19 protein-coding genes are annotated in these 16,277 nt (G+C 67.8%); 9 read left to right on the top strand and 10 right to left on the bottom strand.

All coding sequences use genetic code 11. From position 1 onward, the window contains the following. Nucleotides 1-39: 39 nt before the first annotated feature. From JOF55_RS05465 to JOF55_RS24390, 7 genes are all read right to left on the bottom strand, one after another. On the bottom strand, nt 40-804 hold the full coding sequence (locus JOF55_RS05465; protein WP_310270487.1) for a sirohydrochlorin chelatase: 765 nt from the start codon (nt 802-804) through the stop codon (nt 40-42). A 10-nt stretch (nt 805-814) separates the two neighbouring features. Next, the gene (locus tag JOF55_RS05460) at nt 815-2,167 is read right to left on the bottom strand and encodes a sulfate adenylyltransferase subunit 1 (RefSeq protein ID WP_310270485.1); all 1,353 of its coding nucleotides are present in this window, start codon (nt 2,165-2,167) and stop codon (nt 815-817) included. Further along, complete coding sequence (gene cysD / locus JOF55_RS05455; RefSeq protein WP_310270483.1) at nt 2,168-3,133, bottom strand: sulfate adenylyltransferase subunit CysD; 966 nt, start codon at nt 3,131-3,133, stop codon at nt 2,168-2,170. It lies immediately after the preceding gene. 15 nt (nt 3,134-3,148) lie between these two features. Further along, nucleotides 3,149-3,874 (bottom strand): phosphoadenylyl-sulfate reductase, encoded by a 726-nt coding sequence (locus JOF55_RS05450; RefSeq protein ID WP_310270481.1) that lies wholly within the window; start codon nt 3,872-3,874, stop codon nt 3,149-3,151. Beyond that, nucleotides 3,871-4,065, bottom strand: coding sequence for a hypothetical protein (locus JOF55_RS24395; RefSeq protein WP_374727232.1), 195 nt, complete (start codon nt 4,063-4,065; stop codon nt 3,871-3,873). Before JOF55_RS24395 ends, JOF55_RS05450 begins: the two co-directional genes overlap by 4 nt. Further along, nucleotides 4,062-5,774 (bottom strand): nitrite/sulfite reductase, encoded by a 1,713-nt coding sequence (locus JOF55_RS05445; RefSeq protein ID WP_310270478.1) that lies wholly within the window; start codon nt 5,772-5,774, stop codon nt 4,062-4,064. The genes JOF55_RS24395 and JOF55_RS05445 overlap by 4 nt, the downstream gene beginning before the upstream one ends. Before the next feature lie 127 nt (nt 5,775-5,901). Further along, nucleotides 5,902-5,991: a putative leader peptide gene (locus tag JOF55_RS24390; protein ID WP_374727401.1), complete on the bottom strand. Its 90-nt coding sequence runs from the start codon at nt 5,989-5,991 to the stop codon at nt 5,902-5,904. 81 nt (nt 5,992-6,072) lie between these two features. Between JOF55_RS24390 and hemW the strand changes: the two genes are divergently transcribed. Further along, on the top strand, nt 6,073-7,302 hold the full coding sequence (gene hemW / locus JOF55_RS05440) for a radical SAM family heme chaperone HemW (RefSeq protein WP_310270476.1): 1,230 nt from the start codon (nt 6,073-6,075) through the stop codon (nt 7,300-7,302). 3 nt (nt 7,303-7,305) lie between these two features. Here the strand turns inward: hemW and JOF55_RS05435 are convergent, their stop codons facing one another. The 3 genes from JOF55_RS05435 to JOF55_RS05425 all read right to left on the bottom strand — a co-directional run bounded on the left by JOF55_RS05435 (nt 7,306) and on the right by JOF55_RS05425 (nt 8,767). Beyond that, nucleotides 7,306-7,713: a PIN domain-containing protein gene (locus JOF55_RS05435; protein ID WP_310270475.1), complete on the bottom strand. Its 408-nt coding sequence runs from the start codon at nt 7,711-7,713 to the stop codon at nt 7,306-7,308. Then, nucleotides 7,713-7,988 carry a ribbon-helix-helix protein, CopG family gene (locus JOF55_RS05430; protein WP_310270473.1) on the bottom strand — a complete coding sequence of 92 codons (276 nt, stop codon included), beginning with the start codon at nt 7,986-7,988 and terminating at the stop codon, nt 7,713-7,715. Before JOF55_RS05430 ends, JOF55_RS05435 begins: the two co-directional genes overlap by 1 nt. A gap of 452 nt (nt 7,989-8,440) precedes the next feature. Beyond that, nucleotides 8,441-8,767 carry a type II toxin-antitoxin system VapB family antitoxin gene (locus JOF55_RS05425; RefSeq protein WP_310270471.1) on the bottom strand — a complete coding sequence of 109 codons (327 nt, stop codon included), beginning with the start codon at nt 8,765-8,767 and terminating at the stop codon, nt 8,441-8,443. A gap of 364 nt (nt 8,768-9,131) precedes the next feature. On the opposite strand from JOF55_RS05425, the gene hrcA reads away from it, so the two are divergent. From hrcA to JOF55_RS05385, 8 genes are all read left to right on the top strand, one after another. Then, a complete protein-coding gene (gene hrcA / locus JOF55_RS05420; RefSeq protein ID WP_310270470.1) occupies nt 9,132-10,154 on the top strand; it encodes a heat-inducible transcriptional repressor HrcA in 1,023 nt (340 codons plus the stop codon). Between the two features lie 83 nt (nt 10,155-10,237). Continuing rightward, complete coding sequence (dnaJ, locus tag JOF55_RS05415) at nt 10,238-11,416, top strand: molecular chaperone DnaJ (protein ID WP_310270468.1); 1,179 nt, start codon at nt 10,238-10,240, stop codon at nt 11,414-11,416. Nucleotides 11,417-11,448: 32 nt separating this feature from the next. After that, on the top strand, nt 11,449-12,210 hold the full coding sequence (locus JOF55_RS05410; RefSeq protein ID WP_310270466.1) for a 16S rRNA (uracil(1498)-N(3))-methyltransferase: 762 nt from the start codon (nt 11,449-11,451) through the stop codon (nt 12,208-12,210). 85 nt (nt 12,211-12,295) lie between these two features. Then, the gene (locus JOF55_RS05405) at nt 12,296-12,667 is read left to right on the top strand and encodes a histidine triad nucleotide-binding protein (protein ID WP_310270464.1); all 372 of its coding nucleotides are present in this window, start codon (nt 12,296-12,298) and stop codon (nt 12,665-12,667) included. Nucleotides 12,668-12,808: 141 nt separating this feature from the next. Then, the gene (locus JOF55_RS05400) at nt 12,809-13,933 is read left to right on the top strand and encodes a PhoH family protein (RefSeq protein WP_310270462.1); all 1,125 of its coding nucleotides are present in this window, start codon (nt 12,809-12,811) and stop codon (nt 13,931-13,933) included. After that, nucleotides 13,930-14,511 carry an rRNA maturation RNase YbeY gene (gene ybeY, locus JOF55_RS05395; protein WP_310270460.1) on the top strand — a complete coding sequence of 194 codons (582 nt, stop codon included), beginning with the start codon at nt 13,930-13,932 and terminating at the stop codon, nt 14,509-14,511. The genes JOF55_RS05400 and ybeY overlap by 4 nt, the downstream gene beginning before the upstream one ends. Nucleotides 14,512-14,521: 10 nt before the next feature. Next, nucleotides 14,522-15,853, top strand: a complete 1,332-nt coding sequence (locus JOF55_RS05390; protein WP_310270458.1) for a hemolysin family protein — start codon at nt 14,522-14,524, stop codon at nt 15,851-15,853. Continuing rightward, nucleotides 15,837-16,205: a cytidine deaminase-like protein gene (locus tag JOF55_RS05385; protein WP_374727231.1), complete on the top strand. Its 369-nt coding sequence runs from the start codon at nt 15,837-15,839 to the stop codon at nt 16,203-16,205. The genes JOF55_RS05390 and JOF55_RS05385 overlap by 17 nt, the downstream gene beginning before the upstream one ends. Nucleotides 16,206-16,277: the final 72 nt, after the last annotated feature.

Below are 16,277 nucleotides of genomic sequence, written 5' to 3'. Positions count from 1 at the left end.
GACAACGGCCCAACCCGCTACGCCGTTCGGCGTAGTCACTTACTGCGCTCGGGAGTACTGCGTGGGGTGGGTGGCGGCGGCCAGGGCGCCGGTGTAGCGCTGGAGGACGAGGTCGGCGACGCCGGGATCGTCGGCCATGGGTGCGGCGATGAGGGGATCTCCGGTCTGCTCGTGGGCCTGGTCGATGATCCGGTCGGGGAGCAGTCCGGGCGCGAGGAACCAGGAGCCGACGGCGAAACGACGCGCGCCCCGTGCCCGCAGTGCCGCCACCGCGGCAGGGACGTCGGGGTCGGCGGCTGCGGCGAACGCCGCGATCACTCCGGCCCATGGCGTGCCTGCCTGCCAGCGTGCCGCGACATCGGCCACCAGTTGGTTGGCGGGGCCGTGCGACGAGCCCGCCCCGGCCAGGACGACGCCGAGTTCGGGATCGCACGGGTCCGCTCCGGCCTGCGACAACCGGTGCCACGCGGCCTCGGCCAGTCGCCGGTCCGGACCGAGGACCTCGGCGGTGTGTACCCGCAACCTCGGATGCCGCTGCTGGGTCTCGGCGATGGCCGAGGGCACGTCGACACGGGCGTGGAAAGCCCGCCCCAGCAGCAGCGGCACGACGACGGCTTCCTCGTGTCCGTCGCCGTGCACCGCGCTGAGCACGTCACCCAACCGCGGGGCCGACAGATCCAGGAAGGCGGTGCGCACGTCCAGGTCCGGGCGCGTCGAGCGGACCACGTCCATCAGGGCGTGAATGGTGCCCGCCGAGCGCGGATCGCGGCTGCCGTGCGCCACCGCTACCAGGGGGGTGGTCATGCGTGAACCCTTACCGCCCGGCGGAGGCCAGCTGCGTCAGCGGGAGACCCACGAGTCCGGCGGCCAGGGTGGTGCCGTCGGACGGGTCGATGACCAGGAACGATCCGGTGCGCCGGCTGTCCGCGTAGTCGTCCACCGGCAGTGGCTCCGCCGTACGCAGCTGGACGCGGCCGATCTCGTTGAGTTGCAGTGCCTCCGGTGTGTCGACACTGGACAGTTCCTGCTCGTCGAACCGCGCGGACAGTTCGGTCAGCATCGCCTGCACCGTGCGGGTGCCGTGCTTGACCAGCACGCGCGCACCCGGCTGCAGGGGCTTTTCGGCCAGCCAGCACACCGTCGCGTCGATCTCGTCGGTCACCCGCGGTGCCGAGTCGGCGGCGACGAGAACGTCCCCTCGGGAGATGTCCAGGTCGTCTTCGAGCAGGACGGTCACCGATCGGCCCGCTGCCGCTCGGGTCACCGAACCATCCGGTGTGTCCACCTTGGACACTCGGCTGCGGAGACCCGCGGGCAGAACGACGACCTCGTCTCCTTCCGAGACCACGCCTGCCGAGATCTGCCCCGCGTAGCCCCGGTAGTCCGGGTATTCGGCCGTGCGGGGGCGGATGACGAACTGCACCGGCATCCGCAACGGCGCATCGTGCGGGTCCGGTGCGACCGGCACGGTCTCCAGGTGCTCCAGCAGCGAGGGACCCGAGTACCACGGAGTCCGCCCGGACCGCTCGACGACGTTGTCGCCGTGCAGTGCCGAGACCGGAACCGTCACCACGTCGCCATCGGTGTAACCGAGTGCACGAGCGTGCTCGGTGAATTCCTCCGAGATCCGCGTGTGCACCGACTCGTCGAAATCCACCATGTCGATCTTGTTGACCGCCAGCACCAGGCGCGGCACCCCCAGCAGTGCCAGCACCGCGGCATGCCTGCGGGTCTGCTCCAGCACGCCCTTGCGCGCGTCGACCAGCAGCACCGCGAGTTGCGCGGTCGAGGCGCCGGTGACGGTGTTGCGGGTGTACTGCACGTGTCCCGGCGTGTCGGCCAGCACGAACGTGCGCTTCGGAGTGGCGAAATAGCGGTAGGCGACATCGATGGTGATGCCCTGCTCACGCTCGGCGCGCAGTCCGTCCACCAGCAGTGACAGGTCCGGGGTGCTCATCCCCCTGTCCGCGCTGGCGCGGTGTACCGCATCGAGCTGGTCGGCCAGCACCGACTTGGTGTCGTGCAGCAGTCGCCCGACCAGCGTGCTCTTCCCGTCGTCCACGGAACCGGCCGTGGCCAGCCGCAACAGATCGGTGTGCACCGGCAGCGTCACCTGTGCGCCGCTGTCCGGAGCGGTGCGGACGAGGGTCTCGGTTTCGTCGGTCATCTAAAAGTAGCCCTCTCGCTTGCGATCCTCCATCGCGGCCTCCGACATCCGGTCATCGGCCCTGGTCGCGCCGCGCTCGGTGAGTCGGCTGGCTGCGACCTCCGCGATTACGTCGTCCACTGTGTACGCCTCGGACTCCACGGCGCCGGTGCACGAACCGTCTCCGATGGTGCGGTAGCGCACGACCTTCTCCTCGACGGGCTCGTCCTCGCTGGGGCCACCCCACGGGCCGGACGTCAGCCACATGCCGTCGCGGGCGTACACCTCGCGGCGGTGCGCGTAGTACAGGTGCGACAGCTCGATCTTCTCCCGCTGGATGTAGCGCCACACGTCCAGCTCGGTCCAGTTGGACAGCGGGAAAACCCGCATGTGCTCGCCCGCACGGTGCTTGCCGTTGTAGAGGTTCCACAGTTCCGGGCGCTGCCGCCGCGGATCCCACTGGCCGAAGGCGTTACGCAGGCTGAAGATGCGCTCCTTGGCACGGGCGCGTTCCTCGTCCCTGCGACCACCGCCGAACACCGCGTCGAAGCGATTGTCCTCGATCGCCCCCAGCAGCGGCTGTGTCTGCAACGGATTGCGAGTACCGTCGGGTCGTTCGCTCAGCCGGCCGTCATCGATCCAGTCCTGCACCTTGGCCACCACCAGGCGCAGGTCATGACGCGAGACCAGCTCGTCGCGAAACTCCAGTACCTCACTGAAGTTGTGTCCGGTGTCCACGTGCAGCAGCGGAAACGGCACCGGCGCGGGCCGGAACGCCTTCAGCGCCAGGTGCACCAGCACCGTGGAATCCTTACCCCCCGAGAACAGGATCACCGGGCGGTCGAACTCGCCTGCGACCTCCCGGAAGATGTGGATCGCCTCGGATTCCAGTGCATCCAGATTGTCCGCCTGCGGCGGAATCTCGGAAAGCGTCGGCTCCTCCCCGGAAAGATCGGGAGCTCGGTCCGTGGATGTGTCAATGGTCATTACGTCCCCTTACGGTCAGCCGTGCAGGCCGCACTCGGTTTTCGACGTGCCCGCCCAGCGGCCACTGCGCGGATCGGCGCCGGGCGCCGGCTTCGCCGTGCACGGCTGGCACCCGATCGATGGGAACCCGGCCGGAACCAGTGGATTCACCAGTACGTTGTGCTCGGCGATGTAGGAATCCATGTCCTCATCCGTCCATGCTGCCAGTGGATTCACCTTGACCAGGTTGTTACGTTCGTCCCAACTGACGATGGGGGTGTTCGCCCTGGTCGGTGCTTCGACACGGCGCACTCCCGTGACCCAGGCCTCGTACCGCGCGAGAGTGTTCCGCAGCGGCAGGACCTTGCGCAGGAAGCAGCAGCGGTTCGGGTCGCTGTTGTACAACTGCGGGCCCTCACTGGCGTCCTGCTCTTCCACGGTCTGCTCGGGCATCGCGTTGACGATGTTGACGTCGTAACTCTGGCTCACGGCGTCGCGGGTGCCGATCGTCTCGGCGAAGTGGTATCCGGTTTCCAGAAACAGGATGTCGACGCCGGGCTTGGCTTTCGCGGCGAGATCGACGAGTGAGGCATCCTGCATGTTCGAGGCGACGATCAGGCCGTCGCCGAAGGTGTCGGCGGCCCAGCGGAGCGCTTCGGTGGCCGTGGCTTCGGCAAGCCGCGGCGCGGCTTCGTCCACGAGGTCGCGCAATTCCTCGTCGCTGCGCCGCAGACCGATATCGGTGGGGGATTCGGCAGTCATGGCTCTTCGTCCTCCTCGGTCAGTGCTAAGCCCCTGAGCTTCACCGTGAATACGCGACGGCAAGCCTGACACTTCCACGCGCCCACCGGTTCGGGTTCCGGCAGCAGGTCCTCGTCACCACAGTATGGGCAGTAGAACGGCGCAGCCCGGCTCTCGGGGCTCGGTTCGGCCGCCCCTTCTCCGGCACTCACTTGAGATCGTCGTCCTCGACTCGATTGACCCACTGCGGGAACCGTTCCCCCTCCGCGCGCTGGTCGAGGTAGCGGCGCACCAGCCGCTCCACGTAGTCGCCCAGCTCGGCGGAGGTGACCTTGTGCCCGCGAATCTTGCGGCCGAAGCCCGCGTCGTTGCCGAGTCCGCCGCCGAGGTGAACCTGGAAACCCTCGACCTGGTTGCCCTCGGAGTCCGGGACCAGCTGGCCTTTCAGGCCGATGTCGGAAACCTGGGTGCGCGCGCAGGCGTTCGGGCAGCCGTTGAGGTTGACCGTGACGGGGTTCTCGACATCCCCCTGCACGTCGGCCAGTCGTTTCTCCAGGTCCTCCACGAGATCGCGGGCCCGGTCCTTCGTCTCCACAATGGCCAGCTTGCAGAACTCGATACCGGTGCAGGCCATCACGCTGCGCCGCCACGAGGACGGCCGCGCCTGCAGTTCCAGCGTATCGAGGTCGGTGACGAGGTTTTCGACCTCGGATCCTGCGACGTCGAGGACCAGCAGGTTCTGCTCGACCGTGGTGCGGACCCGCTGCGAGCCCACCCGCTCGGCGGCCTTGGCGACCTCCATCAGCTTCGAGCCGCTGACGCGCCCGGCGACCGACGTGACGCCGACGTAGTAGTTGCCGTCCTGCTGCTCGTGCACGCCCACGTGGTCCCGCGGCCCTTCGTGGATCGGCGGAGCGGGCCCGTCGGTGAGCTTGCGGCCGAGGTACTCGTTTTCCAGGATCTCCCGGAACTTCTCCGCACCCCAGTCGGCGACCAGGAACTTCATCCGTGCCCGGTTGCGCAGCCTGCGGTAGCCGTAGTCCCGGAAGATCTGCACGACCGCGTTCCAGACCTCGGGCACGTCCTCCAGGGGAACCCAGGTGCCGAGCCGGACCGCCAGTTTCGGGTTGGTCGACAACCCGCCACCGACCCACAGGTCGAAACCGGGTCCGTGCTCGGGGTGCTCGGCGCCGATGAAGGAGATGTCGTTGGTCTCGTGCACGACGTCCTGGCGCGGCGAACCGGAGATCGCGGTCTTGAACTTGCGCGGCAGGTTCGACAGGGACTCGTCACCGATGTAGCGGTCGGCGATCTCGGTGATCGCCGGAGTGGCGTCGACGATCTCGTCCGCGGCGATCCCGGCCACCGGTGAACCCAGCACCACGCGGGGGCAGTCACCGCACGCTTCGGTGGTGTAGAGGCCGACCGCTTCCAGCTTCTGCCAGATGGTGGGCATGTCCTCGATCCGCACCCAGTGCAGCTGGATGTTCTGCCGATCGGTGATGTCGGCGGTGTCGCGCGCGTAGGTCTGTGAGATCTCCCCCACCACTCGCAGCTGCTCGGTGGTCATGGCGCCACCGTCCACGCGGATCCGCAGCATGAAGTGGGAGTCGTCGAGCTCCTCCGGCTGGATCGTGCCGGTACGGGCTCCGGGGATGCCGGGTGCGCGCTGCGTGTACAGACCCATCCAGCGGAACCGGCCGCGCAGGTCGGAGGGGTCGATCGAGTCGTATCCACCGTGGGCGTAGACGTTCTCGATCCGCTTGCGGACGTTCAGCGGATTGTCGTCCTTCTTCGATTGCTCGTTGCCGTTGAGCGGTTCGCGGTAGCCCAGGGCCCACTGGCCCTCACCGCGGGTCTTGTTCTTACGGGCGGGGGTGCGGCGCTGCGGCTGGCTCGGGGCTTCCGTGGGGGGGACCATTGTCCGATCTCCGGGTTGACAGGGCGCGGTGACGCCGCAGAGAAGTCCGTCGTCATGACGGTGGCGATTCTCCTGGTCGGCGTGCCCGGCGCCGACTGGACAGCAGTAAGGAACGCGGCGGCGGGAACTAGCCCATGCTCCGGCAGAGCGCGCTCGACACCCGTCGTAGATCGACATAACGACGGGCGACCAGCAGCAGCGTCGTGGTCGCGTCCATGGTTGCCACAGTGCCATGTGCTCGCCCGCTGGTCCAACGCCATCCGCATGTTGGGACAGCAGGCAGTGGGACACTGGGAGTGTGACCGCACAACCGCCTACCGGTGAAACCGCCCCGTCGGACGGGGCGCTGCCCGCGAGCGCACTGGCGACGCTGGGGCAGCGACCGTTCGGCGTGTACGTGCACGTGCCGTTCTGCGCCACGCGCTGCGGCTACTGTGACTTCAACACCTACACCGCCGACGAGCTGGACTCCAACAGCGGCTTCCGGAGCTGGCTGGATGGTCTCCGAGCCGAACTCGCTCTCGGCGCCGAGGTCCTTGCCGCCGGTGGTGGGCCGGTGCCGCCCGCGGGCACGGTGTTCGTCGGCGGCGGCACGCCGTCGCTGCTCGGTGCCGAGGGGCTGGGCGAGGTGCTCGACGCGGTGCGGTCCTCGTTCGGCCTGCACGACGAGGCCGAGGTCACCACCGAGTCGAACCCCGAATCCACCTCCCCGGAGTTCTTCCACGGGCTGCGGCGGGCAGGCTATACCCGGGTGTCGCTGGGCATGCAGTCGAGCGCCGAGCACGTGCTGCGTGTGCTGGAGCGCAGGCACACTCCGGGGCGCGCCGTGGAGGCGGCGAAAGAGGCCGGGGCAGCCGGGTTCGAGCACGTCAGCCTCGATCTGATCTACGGAACTCCCGGTGAGCGCACCGAGGACCTGCGGGAGTCGTTGAATGCCGTGCTCGAGGCGGGTGTGGACCACGTGTCGGCGTACTCGCTGATCGTGGAGGACGGCACCGCCATGGCCCGCAAGGTCCGCCGCGGTGAGTTGCCGATGCCGGACGAGGACGTGCTGGCCGATCGCTACGAGCTCATCGATTCGGTTCTGAGCGGGGCCGGGATGGGCTGGTACGAGGTGTCGAACTGGGCCGCGGGCGACTCGGCCCGTTGCCTGCACAACATCGGCTACTGGCAGGGCGGTGACTGGTGGGGCGCCGGTCCGGGAGCGCACAGCCACATCGGTGGGGTGCGCTGGTGGAATGTCAAGCATCCCGCGCGCTATTCGGCGGTGCTGGGTGCGGGGCGATCACCGGCGGCCGCCCGGGAAGTTCTCGACACCGAGGACCAGCGGATCGAACGGATCATGCTGGAGCTGCGCCTGGCGACCGGGCTGCCCGTCGATGTCCTCGACGATCCCGGGCATCTCGCGGCGAAGCAGGCGGTGGCCGATGGTTTGCTGCACGGCGAAGCGCTGGAGCGCGGGCGCTGCGTGCTCACCGACCGGGGCAGGCTGCTGGCCGACGGTGTCGTTCGACGCCTGCTGGGCTGAGTCTCAGCCCGGTGAGCTCACCGGAATGCCGTTGACCGTCGATGCTTCGGCCAACCGCGCGTCATACGTGATCATCAGGTCCACGTCCAGGGCGATGGCGGCAGCGAGATGTATCGCATCGAGGGGCCGAAGCCGCGCGGGCTCGACTCGGCGCGAAAGGTTCATGATCTCGGCGTCCAGAGGATGCTCGGCTATCCCCGACATCGCTGTGCGTAGTTCGTCGGCGATCTCCCGGTAGGAAACGCTCGTTCGTGTTCGCAGTACCCGAGCAACCTCCGTCCAGGCCAGAGATGTGGATACGAGCATCGCTTCGGCGTGGTACAGGCGGTCGATCTCCTCGGCCAGCGGCTCCGATTCCGCTTCGAGTACGGCGCGCTTGATCAGAGCGCTGCTGTCGAGATAGACGCGCATCAGAAGCGGTCTTCACGGTCGAGCAGATCGATGCTCCGTTGCCCTTCGGGAAGGGTCTTGGTCGGAATCACTTTGCGGTACTGGCCTCTGGGGGGAAGAACCTTGCCCGAGGTGATCAGGTGGTCCCACTCGTGTTTCGGTCCTTCGGCAGGCGTGAGATCCAGGTAGCGATCGACGGCCTCCCGGAGCAGTTCCTGCTGAGAGCGCCCCGAGCGCTCGGCCTCGGCGCGGAGGGCCTCTTCGGCTTCCTCGCGCAGGCGGAGATTGAGAGCCATGAGGCCATGGTACCGGTAGTGGGGCCAGTATTGGTACCGAAGTGCTCGACGTGGAGTGGCTTCTCACATTCCGGGGGAAGCGGCCGGAAGGCCGATCTCGGTGGCGGCGTCGAGAAGCTTGCGGTCATAGGTGACGAATGCGGTCGGCTCGGCACCGAAGACCGCCTGCGCCGTAGCAACGTGGATCGCGTCGGGAGAGCGGAGTGTGGTCGAGGAGTATGCGGCGGCGGTGGCCCGGACGGCACGGGGATCCGCCCGCCTACGGTGGCCGGATGCAGCTTGCCCGCGGAGATGAGAGCGCCGAAGCGGTCCGGCGCCGCGGGCACGATCCGGCCGATGACGACGCCGCGTTCCGTGATGTCGATTTCCTCGCCCTGCTTCACTCTGCCGAGGACGGTCGAGGTCTCTTGGTTGAGCACGCGCACGGGCACCTCACTCATGGGGAGAAAGTGCTACGAAAACGTAGAAGGTGCCTTTCGGAGTACGGCGTCGAGTTCGAGAACGCGGGCGTGCAGAACGCTGCGCTGGTGCAGGGCGGCGCGCAGCGCACGATGCAGGCCGTCCTCGAGGTAGAGCTCCCCGTGCCACTGCACGGCATGGGGGAACAAGTCGCCGAAGAAGGTCGAATCCGAACTGAGCAGGCGATCAAGCTTGAGCACCGTGGTCGTGGTGACGAGCTGTTCCAGCCGCACCTGTCGGGGCGGGATCCGAGACCAGTCCTTGGTGGACAGGTTGTGGTCGGGGTAGGGCCGACCTTCGCGGACGTCCTTGAAGATCACGGTCGGCGATACCTCCGGGTCGGTGCGGCCTCGTTTGTCGCCGTTGTTGCCGTCCTGGTGCCGAGTCCGGCGCGCTGCGCCGAGGCTATCGCTTCCCCGGAGTGCACCGGCCCGGGCGTGAACCGTACTGCGATCTCCTCGGGTTCGCTGCAGCAAGACCGTAAACTGGATGGGCGGAGCAGGTATCCTGTCCGGCCGTGGTGGCAAGCGCCCACGCAGGCAAGCGCCCACGCAGGCAGGCGCCCGAGTGGGCATCTGCCGGACAGGCGCCCGAGTGGCTGTCTCCCGGCAGGTGTTCCTGCGGGCAAGTGTTCCTGCGGGCAGGCGCTCATGCGGGCGGACGCACCGAGGAGGAGGTGACGCGGTGAACGCGGACGAACGCCGCTTCGAGGTGCTGCGTGCGATCGTTGCCGACTACGTGTCCACACACGAACCGGTCGGTTCCAAGACGCTCGTCGAGCAGCACAATCTCGGTGTGTCCAGTGCTACGGTGCGCAACGACATGGCGGTCCTCGAAGAGGAGGGGCTCATCGTCCAGCCCCACACCAGCGCGGGCCGGATCCCCACCGACCAGGGATATCGGTTGTTCGTCGACCGGCTGCACGAGATCAAGCCGCTGACCCCGGCGGAACGCCGGGCGATCCAGGCGTTCCTCGAAGGTGCTCTGGATCTCGACGACGTGATGCGCCGGAGCGTGCGCCTGCTCGCCCAGTTGACCCAGCAGGTCGCGGTCGTCCAGTACCCGACCCTGGCGCACTCCACGGTGCGCCACGTCGAGGTGGTCACCATCACCCCTGCGCGGTTGATGCTGGTCCTGATTACCGATACGGGGCGCGTTGATCAGCGTATGGTCGACCTCGGGGACGTGACCAGCGAAGAGGATGTGTCCCGGCTCCGCACCGTGCTCAACTCCGCCATGGCCGAGAAGCGGCTGGCCGATGCCTCGGCATCGGTTGCCGAACTTCCCGAGCAGGCGCCCCCGGAGTTGCGCGACACCATGACCAGAGTCTGCAGCGTGCTCATCGAGACCCTGGTGGAACAACCCGAAGAACGGATGGTGCTCGGTGGCACCCCCAACCTGACCCGCAACGTCGCCGACTTCCCCGGATCGCTGCGGCAGGTTCTCGAGGCGCTCGAGGAGCAGGTGGTGGTGCTGAAACTGCTGGCGGCCGCCCGTGACTCCGACACCATCACGGTGCACATCGGGATGGAGAACGAGGCCGAGGAAATGCAGACGACCTCGGTGGTGTCCACCGGCTACGGCACGCATGGGATGGTGCTGGGGGGCTTGGGTGTGGTCGGCCCCACCCGGATGGACTATCCGGGAACGATGGCAGCGGTTCGTGCCGTTGCCGCCTACGTGGGAGAGATTCTGGCCGGCCGGTGACGGCGACCCGATGGGTCGGACAACCACCGATCGGACCGGAAGTCTCCGGTACCTGTCGAACGAGCAGAGGAAGAACGCACAAGGTGGCCAGGGACTACTACGGGACCCTCGGGGTGGCCAAGGATGCTACGCCGGAGCAGATCAAGCGGGCTTACCGCAAACTCGCCAGGGAGCTACACCCCGACGTCAACCAGGAGGACGGTGCCCAGCAGCGGTTCCAGGAGGTAACCAACGCCTACGAGGTGCTGTCCGATCCGAAGAAGCGTCAGGTCGTCGATCTCGGTGGTGACCCGCTGGACAGCAGCGGCGGCGCCGGTGGAGGCGGCGGAGATCCGTTCGCGGGCTTCGGTGGCCTCGGCGACATCATGGACGCGTTCTTCGGTGGCGGGGGCGGTGCCGCCGGTGGCGGCGGCCGCGGCCCGCGCAGCCGGGTCCAGCAGGGGTCCGATGCCTTGCTGCGGCTGGAACTCACACTCGAGGACTGCGCCAGCGGCGTCAACCGCGACATCACCGTGGACACGGCGGTGATGTGCGACACCTGCGACGGCGGAGGCTCGCGCGCGGGCAGCGCCCCGTCGACGTGTGACACCTGTGACGGGCGTGGTGAGGTCCAGTCCGTCCAGCGTTCGTTCCTGGGTCAGGTCATGACCTCGCGTCCCTGCCCGGTCTGCCGCGGCTTCGGTGAGGTCATCACCGACCCGTGCCAGCAGTGCGGTGGTGACGGCCGGGTCCGGGCACGTCGCACGATCACGGTCAAGATTCCCGCGGGTGTCGGCGACGGCATGCGTGTGCGGCTGGCAGGCGAAGGCGAGGTCGGCCCCGGAGGTGGCCCGCCGGGGGACCTGTTCGTCGAGGTCGAGGAGCAGACGCACGATCGGTTTGTCCGGGACGGCGCCGACCTGCACTGCACAGTGGAGGTGCCGATGACGGCCGCGGCGCTGGGGACCACCGTCGGTCTCGACACTCTCGACGGCCACGAGGAACTGATCGTCGAGCCCGGCACCCAGCCCGGGACCGAGCATGTGCTCAGCGGCCAGGGCCTGCCGAAGCTGCGGTCGAACGGACGCGTCAGCGGCCACGGTGACCTGCACGTTCATCTCGATGTGGTGGTTCCCACGAAGTTGGATGAGCAGCAGAGTGACCTGCTTCGTCAACTCGCGACCGCGCGTGGTGAGGAACAGCCCGAGCCGACGGTCACCGCGAACGGCAATGGTCACCGCAGTGGCCTGTTCTCGCGTTTCCGCTCGTTCGGTCACCGCTGAGGTCTGTTCCTACGGTGCGTGAGGGGGCGTCGGTGTCATCATCGCTGCCGGTGTTCTCGGTGTCCGAGTTGCCGGACGGGACCGAAACCACGCTCGACGGCCCGGAGGGCAAGCACGCCGCGACCGTGCGCAGACTGCGTGCCGGTGAGCACTTGCAGCTTTCCGACGGTCGCGGCGGTTTCGCCCGCTGCGCAGTGCTGGAAACCGGGCGGGACATGCTGCGCCTCGCTGTGGAGCACACATGGCATGTGCCTGCTCCGAACCTCCGGGTGCGTCTGGCGCAGGCTCTGATCAAGGGGGAGCGCGGGGAACTGGCCGTGGAGCTGGCGACCGAAGCCGGTGTGGATGCGGTGACGCCCTGGCGTGCAGGCCGTTCCGTGGCGAAGTGGGATGACGGCCCGCGTGGTGCCAAGGCGTTGGGACGTTGGCGCAATGCCGCCGCGCAGTCCGCGAAGCAGGCGCGGCGACCGTGGGTTCCCGAGGTCGACGAGCCGCGCGGGACTCGGGAGTTGGCCGAGCTGGTGCGTCAGGTGGATGCGGCCGTGGTGTTGCACGAGGCCGCGGAGGCCTCTCTGCCGGAGGTGAAGCTTCCGGAGGAAGGCGAGCTCGTGGTCGTCGTCGGTCCCGAAGGGGGAGTGAGCGCCGACGAGCTCGCCACCCTGAGCGCAGCGGGTGCGCAGCCGGTCCGCCTCGGGCCGTCGGTGCTGCGGGCCTCCACGGCCGCAGCGGTGGCACTCGGAGCGCTGGGAGTGCTGACGGACAGGTGGTCGTCCCGGAGCGGTCACCATCGGTGAGCCCGGGGCGGGCGCGTGCAGCGGGGTTTCGTTCCTTGCGCGTTCGTGGCGCAGTCGGAGAGCGTGTTGGGATAACCTGCCGGGCATGAGCGACAGCGATGCCGAGTCCCTGTTCCAGCGGATCATCGCCGGGGAGATTCCAGCGGAGGTGGTTCGCGACACCGACCACGTGATCGCGATCCGTGACGTCAATCCACAAGCGCCCACGCACGTGCTCCTCGCGCCGAAGGTGCGTTACCGCAACGCCACGGAACTGGCCGCCCAGGATCCGACCTTGTTGGCCGAACTGTTCCGGCTCGCGGGTGAGATCGCGGAGAGCGACGGTGTGGCGGAGTCCGGCTACCGGACGCTGTTCAACACCAACGCCGATGCCGGCCAGACGATTTTCCACGTGCACCTGCATCTTCTGGGGGGCCGTCCCCTCGGTGGGCTCGTGGACGGGCCGGTTCCGGAATAAAAACGGCCACCCGGCTTGCTGTGCAGGCCCGGTGGAGGTTGTGCGCAACCGGCGAGAGCGTTGCGGGTTGCTCTACCATCGGTGGCGACGACAATGAAGAATCGACTCGCGCGCACGCGCAGGAAGTAGGCCCGAAAGCACGTGGCCGGAATCGCAGCGGGTGGGGCCGCAGCCCAGTCCGGAGACCAGCAGCCGACCCAGACCGCACAAGCACAATCGACGGTGACCGTCCCCGACAACGCCATCCTGGCGTTGCTGGGAACCCGGGACGAGAACCTCCGGGTCATCGAGGATTCGATCGACGCCGATGTGCACGTCCGTGGCAATGAGGTGACCCTCTCCGGCGCCTCCGCGGACGTCGCCTTCGCCGAACGGGTGTTCGATGAACTCACCACGCTCGTCTCCCGGGGTAACCCGGTGAGCCCGGATGTCGTACGTCGCAGCGTGGCGATGCTCTCCGCCGAGCACGGTGAGTCGCCCGCCGATGTTCTGACCCTGGACATCGTCTCGCGGCGTGGACGTACCATCCGTCCGAAAACCGCCAACCAGAAGCGCTATGTCGATGCGATCGACGAGCACACCGTGGTCTTCGGCATCGGACCCGCAGGTACCGGTAAGACCTACTTGGCCATGGCCAAGGCCGTGCAGGCGCTGCAGGCCAAGCAGGTCAACCGGATCATTCTCATCCGCCCCGCCGTGGAGGCCGGTGAACGGCTCGGTTACCTGCCGGGCACGTTGTACGAGAAGATCGATCCGTACCTGCGGCCGCTCTACGACGCCCTGCACGACATGATCGATCCCGAGTCGGTCCCCCGGCTGACCCAGGCGGGCACCATCGAGGTCGCGCCGCTGGCGTACATGCGTGGCCGTACGCTCAACGACGCGTTCATCATTCTGGACGAGGCGCAGAACACCACGCCCGAGCAGATGAAGATGTTTCTGACCCGGCTGGGCTTCGGTTCCCAGATCGTGGTGACCGGCGACGTCACCCAGATCGATCTGCCCGGTGGTCAGCGCAGTGGTCTCAAGGTCGTGCGGGAGATCCTCGATGGTGTCGAGGATGTGCACTTCAGCGTGCTGGACAGTCAGGACGTGGTCCGGCACCGGCTGGTGACCGACATCGTCAACGCCTACGACCGTTGGCAGGCCTCGGAGGAGCGCGGGGACAACGGCGGTGAACAGGATTCCGGCAGGCGTGGCGGTGAGCGTGGCGGAGAACGCGATGGTCAGCGTGCCGGGCACGGGCAGCGACGGGGGCGCACATGAGTATCGAGATCGCCAACGAGTCCTCCGTCGAGGTGCAGGAAACCGCGATCGTTTCGGCGGCCCGGTATGCGCTGGACAGGATGGGTGTCAGCCAGCTCGCGGAGTTGTCGATCGTGCTCGTCGAACTCGACGTGATGGCCGATCTGCACGAGCGGTGGATGGACCTCGAGGGGCCCACCGACGTGATGGCGTTTCCGATGGACGAGTACGACTCGGAGCGCACCTCCTCGGGCAATGACTCCGCAGGCGGCGATTCCGGAGCCGCGCTGCTCGGTGACATCGTGCTGTGCCCGGCGTTCGCCAAGGACCAGGCACGCAAGGCCGGGCACAGCCTGCCCGACGAGCTGTATCTGCTGACGGTGCACGGGGTTCTGCATCTGCTGGGCTACGACCACGCGGAGCCCGAAGAAGAACGCGAGATGTTCTCGTTGCAGAATCGGATCCTGGCCGATTTTCGACAGGCCAAGGCCGATGCCGATCGGGTGGCTCAGCAGCGCGACGCCGACTCGCGCGTGCTCGGCACGGTGGGGTTGGACGACTCGGACGAGTCCGCGGCCGACCACGGCAGTGTGAACTAGGGCGACGACGGTGTTCTCCGGTATTACCGTGCCGCTGATATGGGCGGTGCTGCTGGTGGTGGCAGCGGGTGTGTTCGCCGCGGCGGACGCGGCGATCGGAACCGCATCCCGGGCGCGGGTCGACGAACTCGTTCGCGAGGGCCGTGGTGGTGCCAAGCAGTTCGCGCTGGTACTTACCGAGCGGCCCCGGTACATCAACCTGCTTCTGCTGTTGCGCCTGGCGTGCGAGTTGAGCGCCACCGTGCTGGTGACCGTCGTCGTGCTGGGCATGACCGCCTCGTCCGGATGGGCGGTGCTGTCCGCGATCGTGACCATGCTGCTGGTCTCCTACGTACTGGTCGGTGTCGGACCTCGTACGATCGGACGCCAGCATCCGTACGGTCTGGGGCTGGTGATCGCCGCTCCGGTGCGCGTCCTCGCCCGGCTGCTCAACCCGTTGACCCGGTTGCTCATTCTCATCGGTAACGCGATCACACCGGGTCGCGGTTTTCGCGAGGGTCCGTTCTCCTCGGAGGTCGAGCTGCGCGAGCTGGTGGATCTCGCCGGTGAGCGCGGGGTTGTCGCGGCGGGCGAACGCGAGATGATCCACTCGGTGTTCGAGCTGGGGGACACCACCGCCCGTGAGGTGATGGTGCCGCGCACCGAGGTCATCTGGATCGAGCACACCAAGTCGGTGCGACAGGCGCTCGCATTGTCCTTGCGTTCGGGCTTTTCCCGCGTTCCCGTGATCGGCGAGAGCGTGGACGACATCGTCGGCGTGGTCACTCTGAAGGACCTGGCCGGGGTGATGGTGGAGCGCGGCAATCTCCACGATGCCGGGCCGGGGGTGGCCCAGCTCATGCGTCCGGCGAGCTTCGTGCCCGACTCGAAGCGGCTCGACGAGCTGCTCCGGGAGATGCAGCTCTCCCACAGCCACATGGCGGTCGCGGTGGACGAGTACGGCGGAACTGCGGGTCTGCTCACGATCGAGGACATCATCGAGGAGATCGTCGGTGAGATCACCGACGAGTCCGACCGTGAGGAGTACCGGCCGATCGAGCGGCTGGAGGACGGCGTGGTGCGGGTGAGCTCCCGGTTGCCGGTGGAGGACTTCGGTTCGCTGTTCGGTGTCGAGTTCGACGATTCCGACGTCGAAACGGCCGGTGGCCTGCTCGCGCAGCGGCTGGGTCGTGTCCCGTTGCCCGGCGCCGAAGCGGAGATCTCCGGACTTCGGTTGCGTGCCGAGGGAGGCAAGGACCACCGCGGGCGCATCCGGATCAACGCGCTCCTGGTGCGCTGTGCGAACGAGGAAAACGCACCGCTGTGCGGTGCCGAGCAGGAAGGACATGCCGGCCGTGGCTGACAACGTCGAGGGAACGATGCCGCACGAGCTCGACCCGGAGGATGCCAAGATCGTGACGCTGGCGCGCTCGGCGCGTGCGCGGGTCGGTGCGGCCGAGGGAGCTGCGGTGCGGGACACCGATGGTCGAACCTATGCCGCGTGCACCGTGTCTCTGTCCTCGCTGCGTCTGACCGCACTGCAGGCGGCGGTGGCCAATGCGGTCGCCAGTGGTGCCGAAGGGCTGGAGGCCGCGGCCGTCGTCACCGATGCGACCGAGGTCGATGCGGATTCCGTGGCGGTCGTGCGGGACCTCGGTGCGAGTGCTCCGGTCTTCCGGGCCGATCGCCACGGCGAGGTCGTCGCCCGGGTTTAGGACCTGCTTTGTCGGCTTGCGTGGGGTCGGTCAATTTCGCGAGAAATTGGCCAACCCCGGCCGGAAGCAAGA

Source organism: Haloactinomyces albus (assembly GCF_031458135.1).
GTDB classification, from domain to species: Bacteria; Actinomycetota; Actinomycetes; order Mycobacteriales; family Pseudonocardiaceae; genus Haloactinomyces; species Haloactinomyces albus.
The sequence above is the reverse complement of the archived record's forward strand: the minus strand, read 5'-3'. Positions and strand labels throughout refer to the sequence as shown.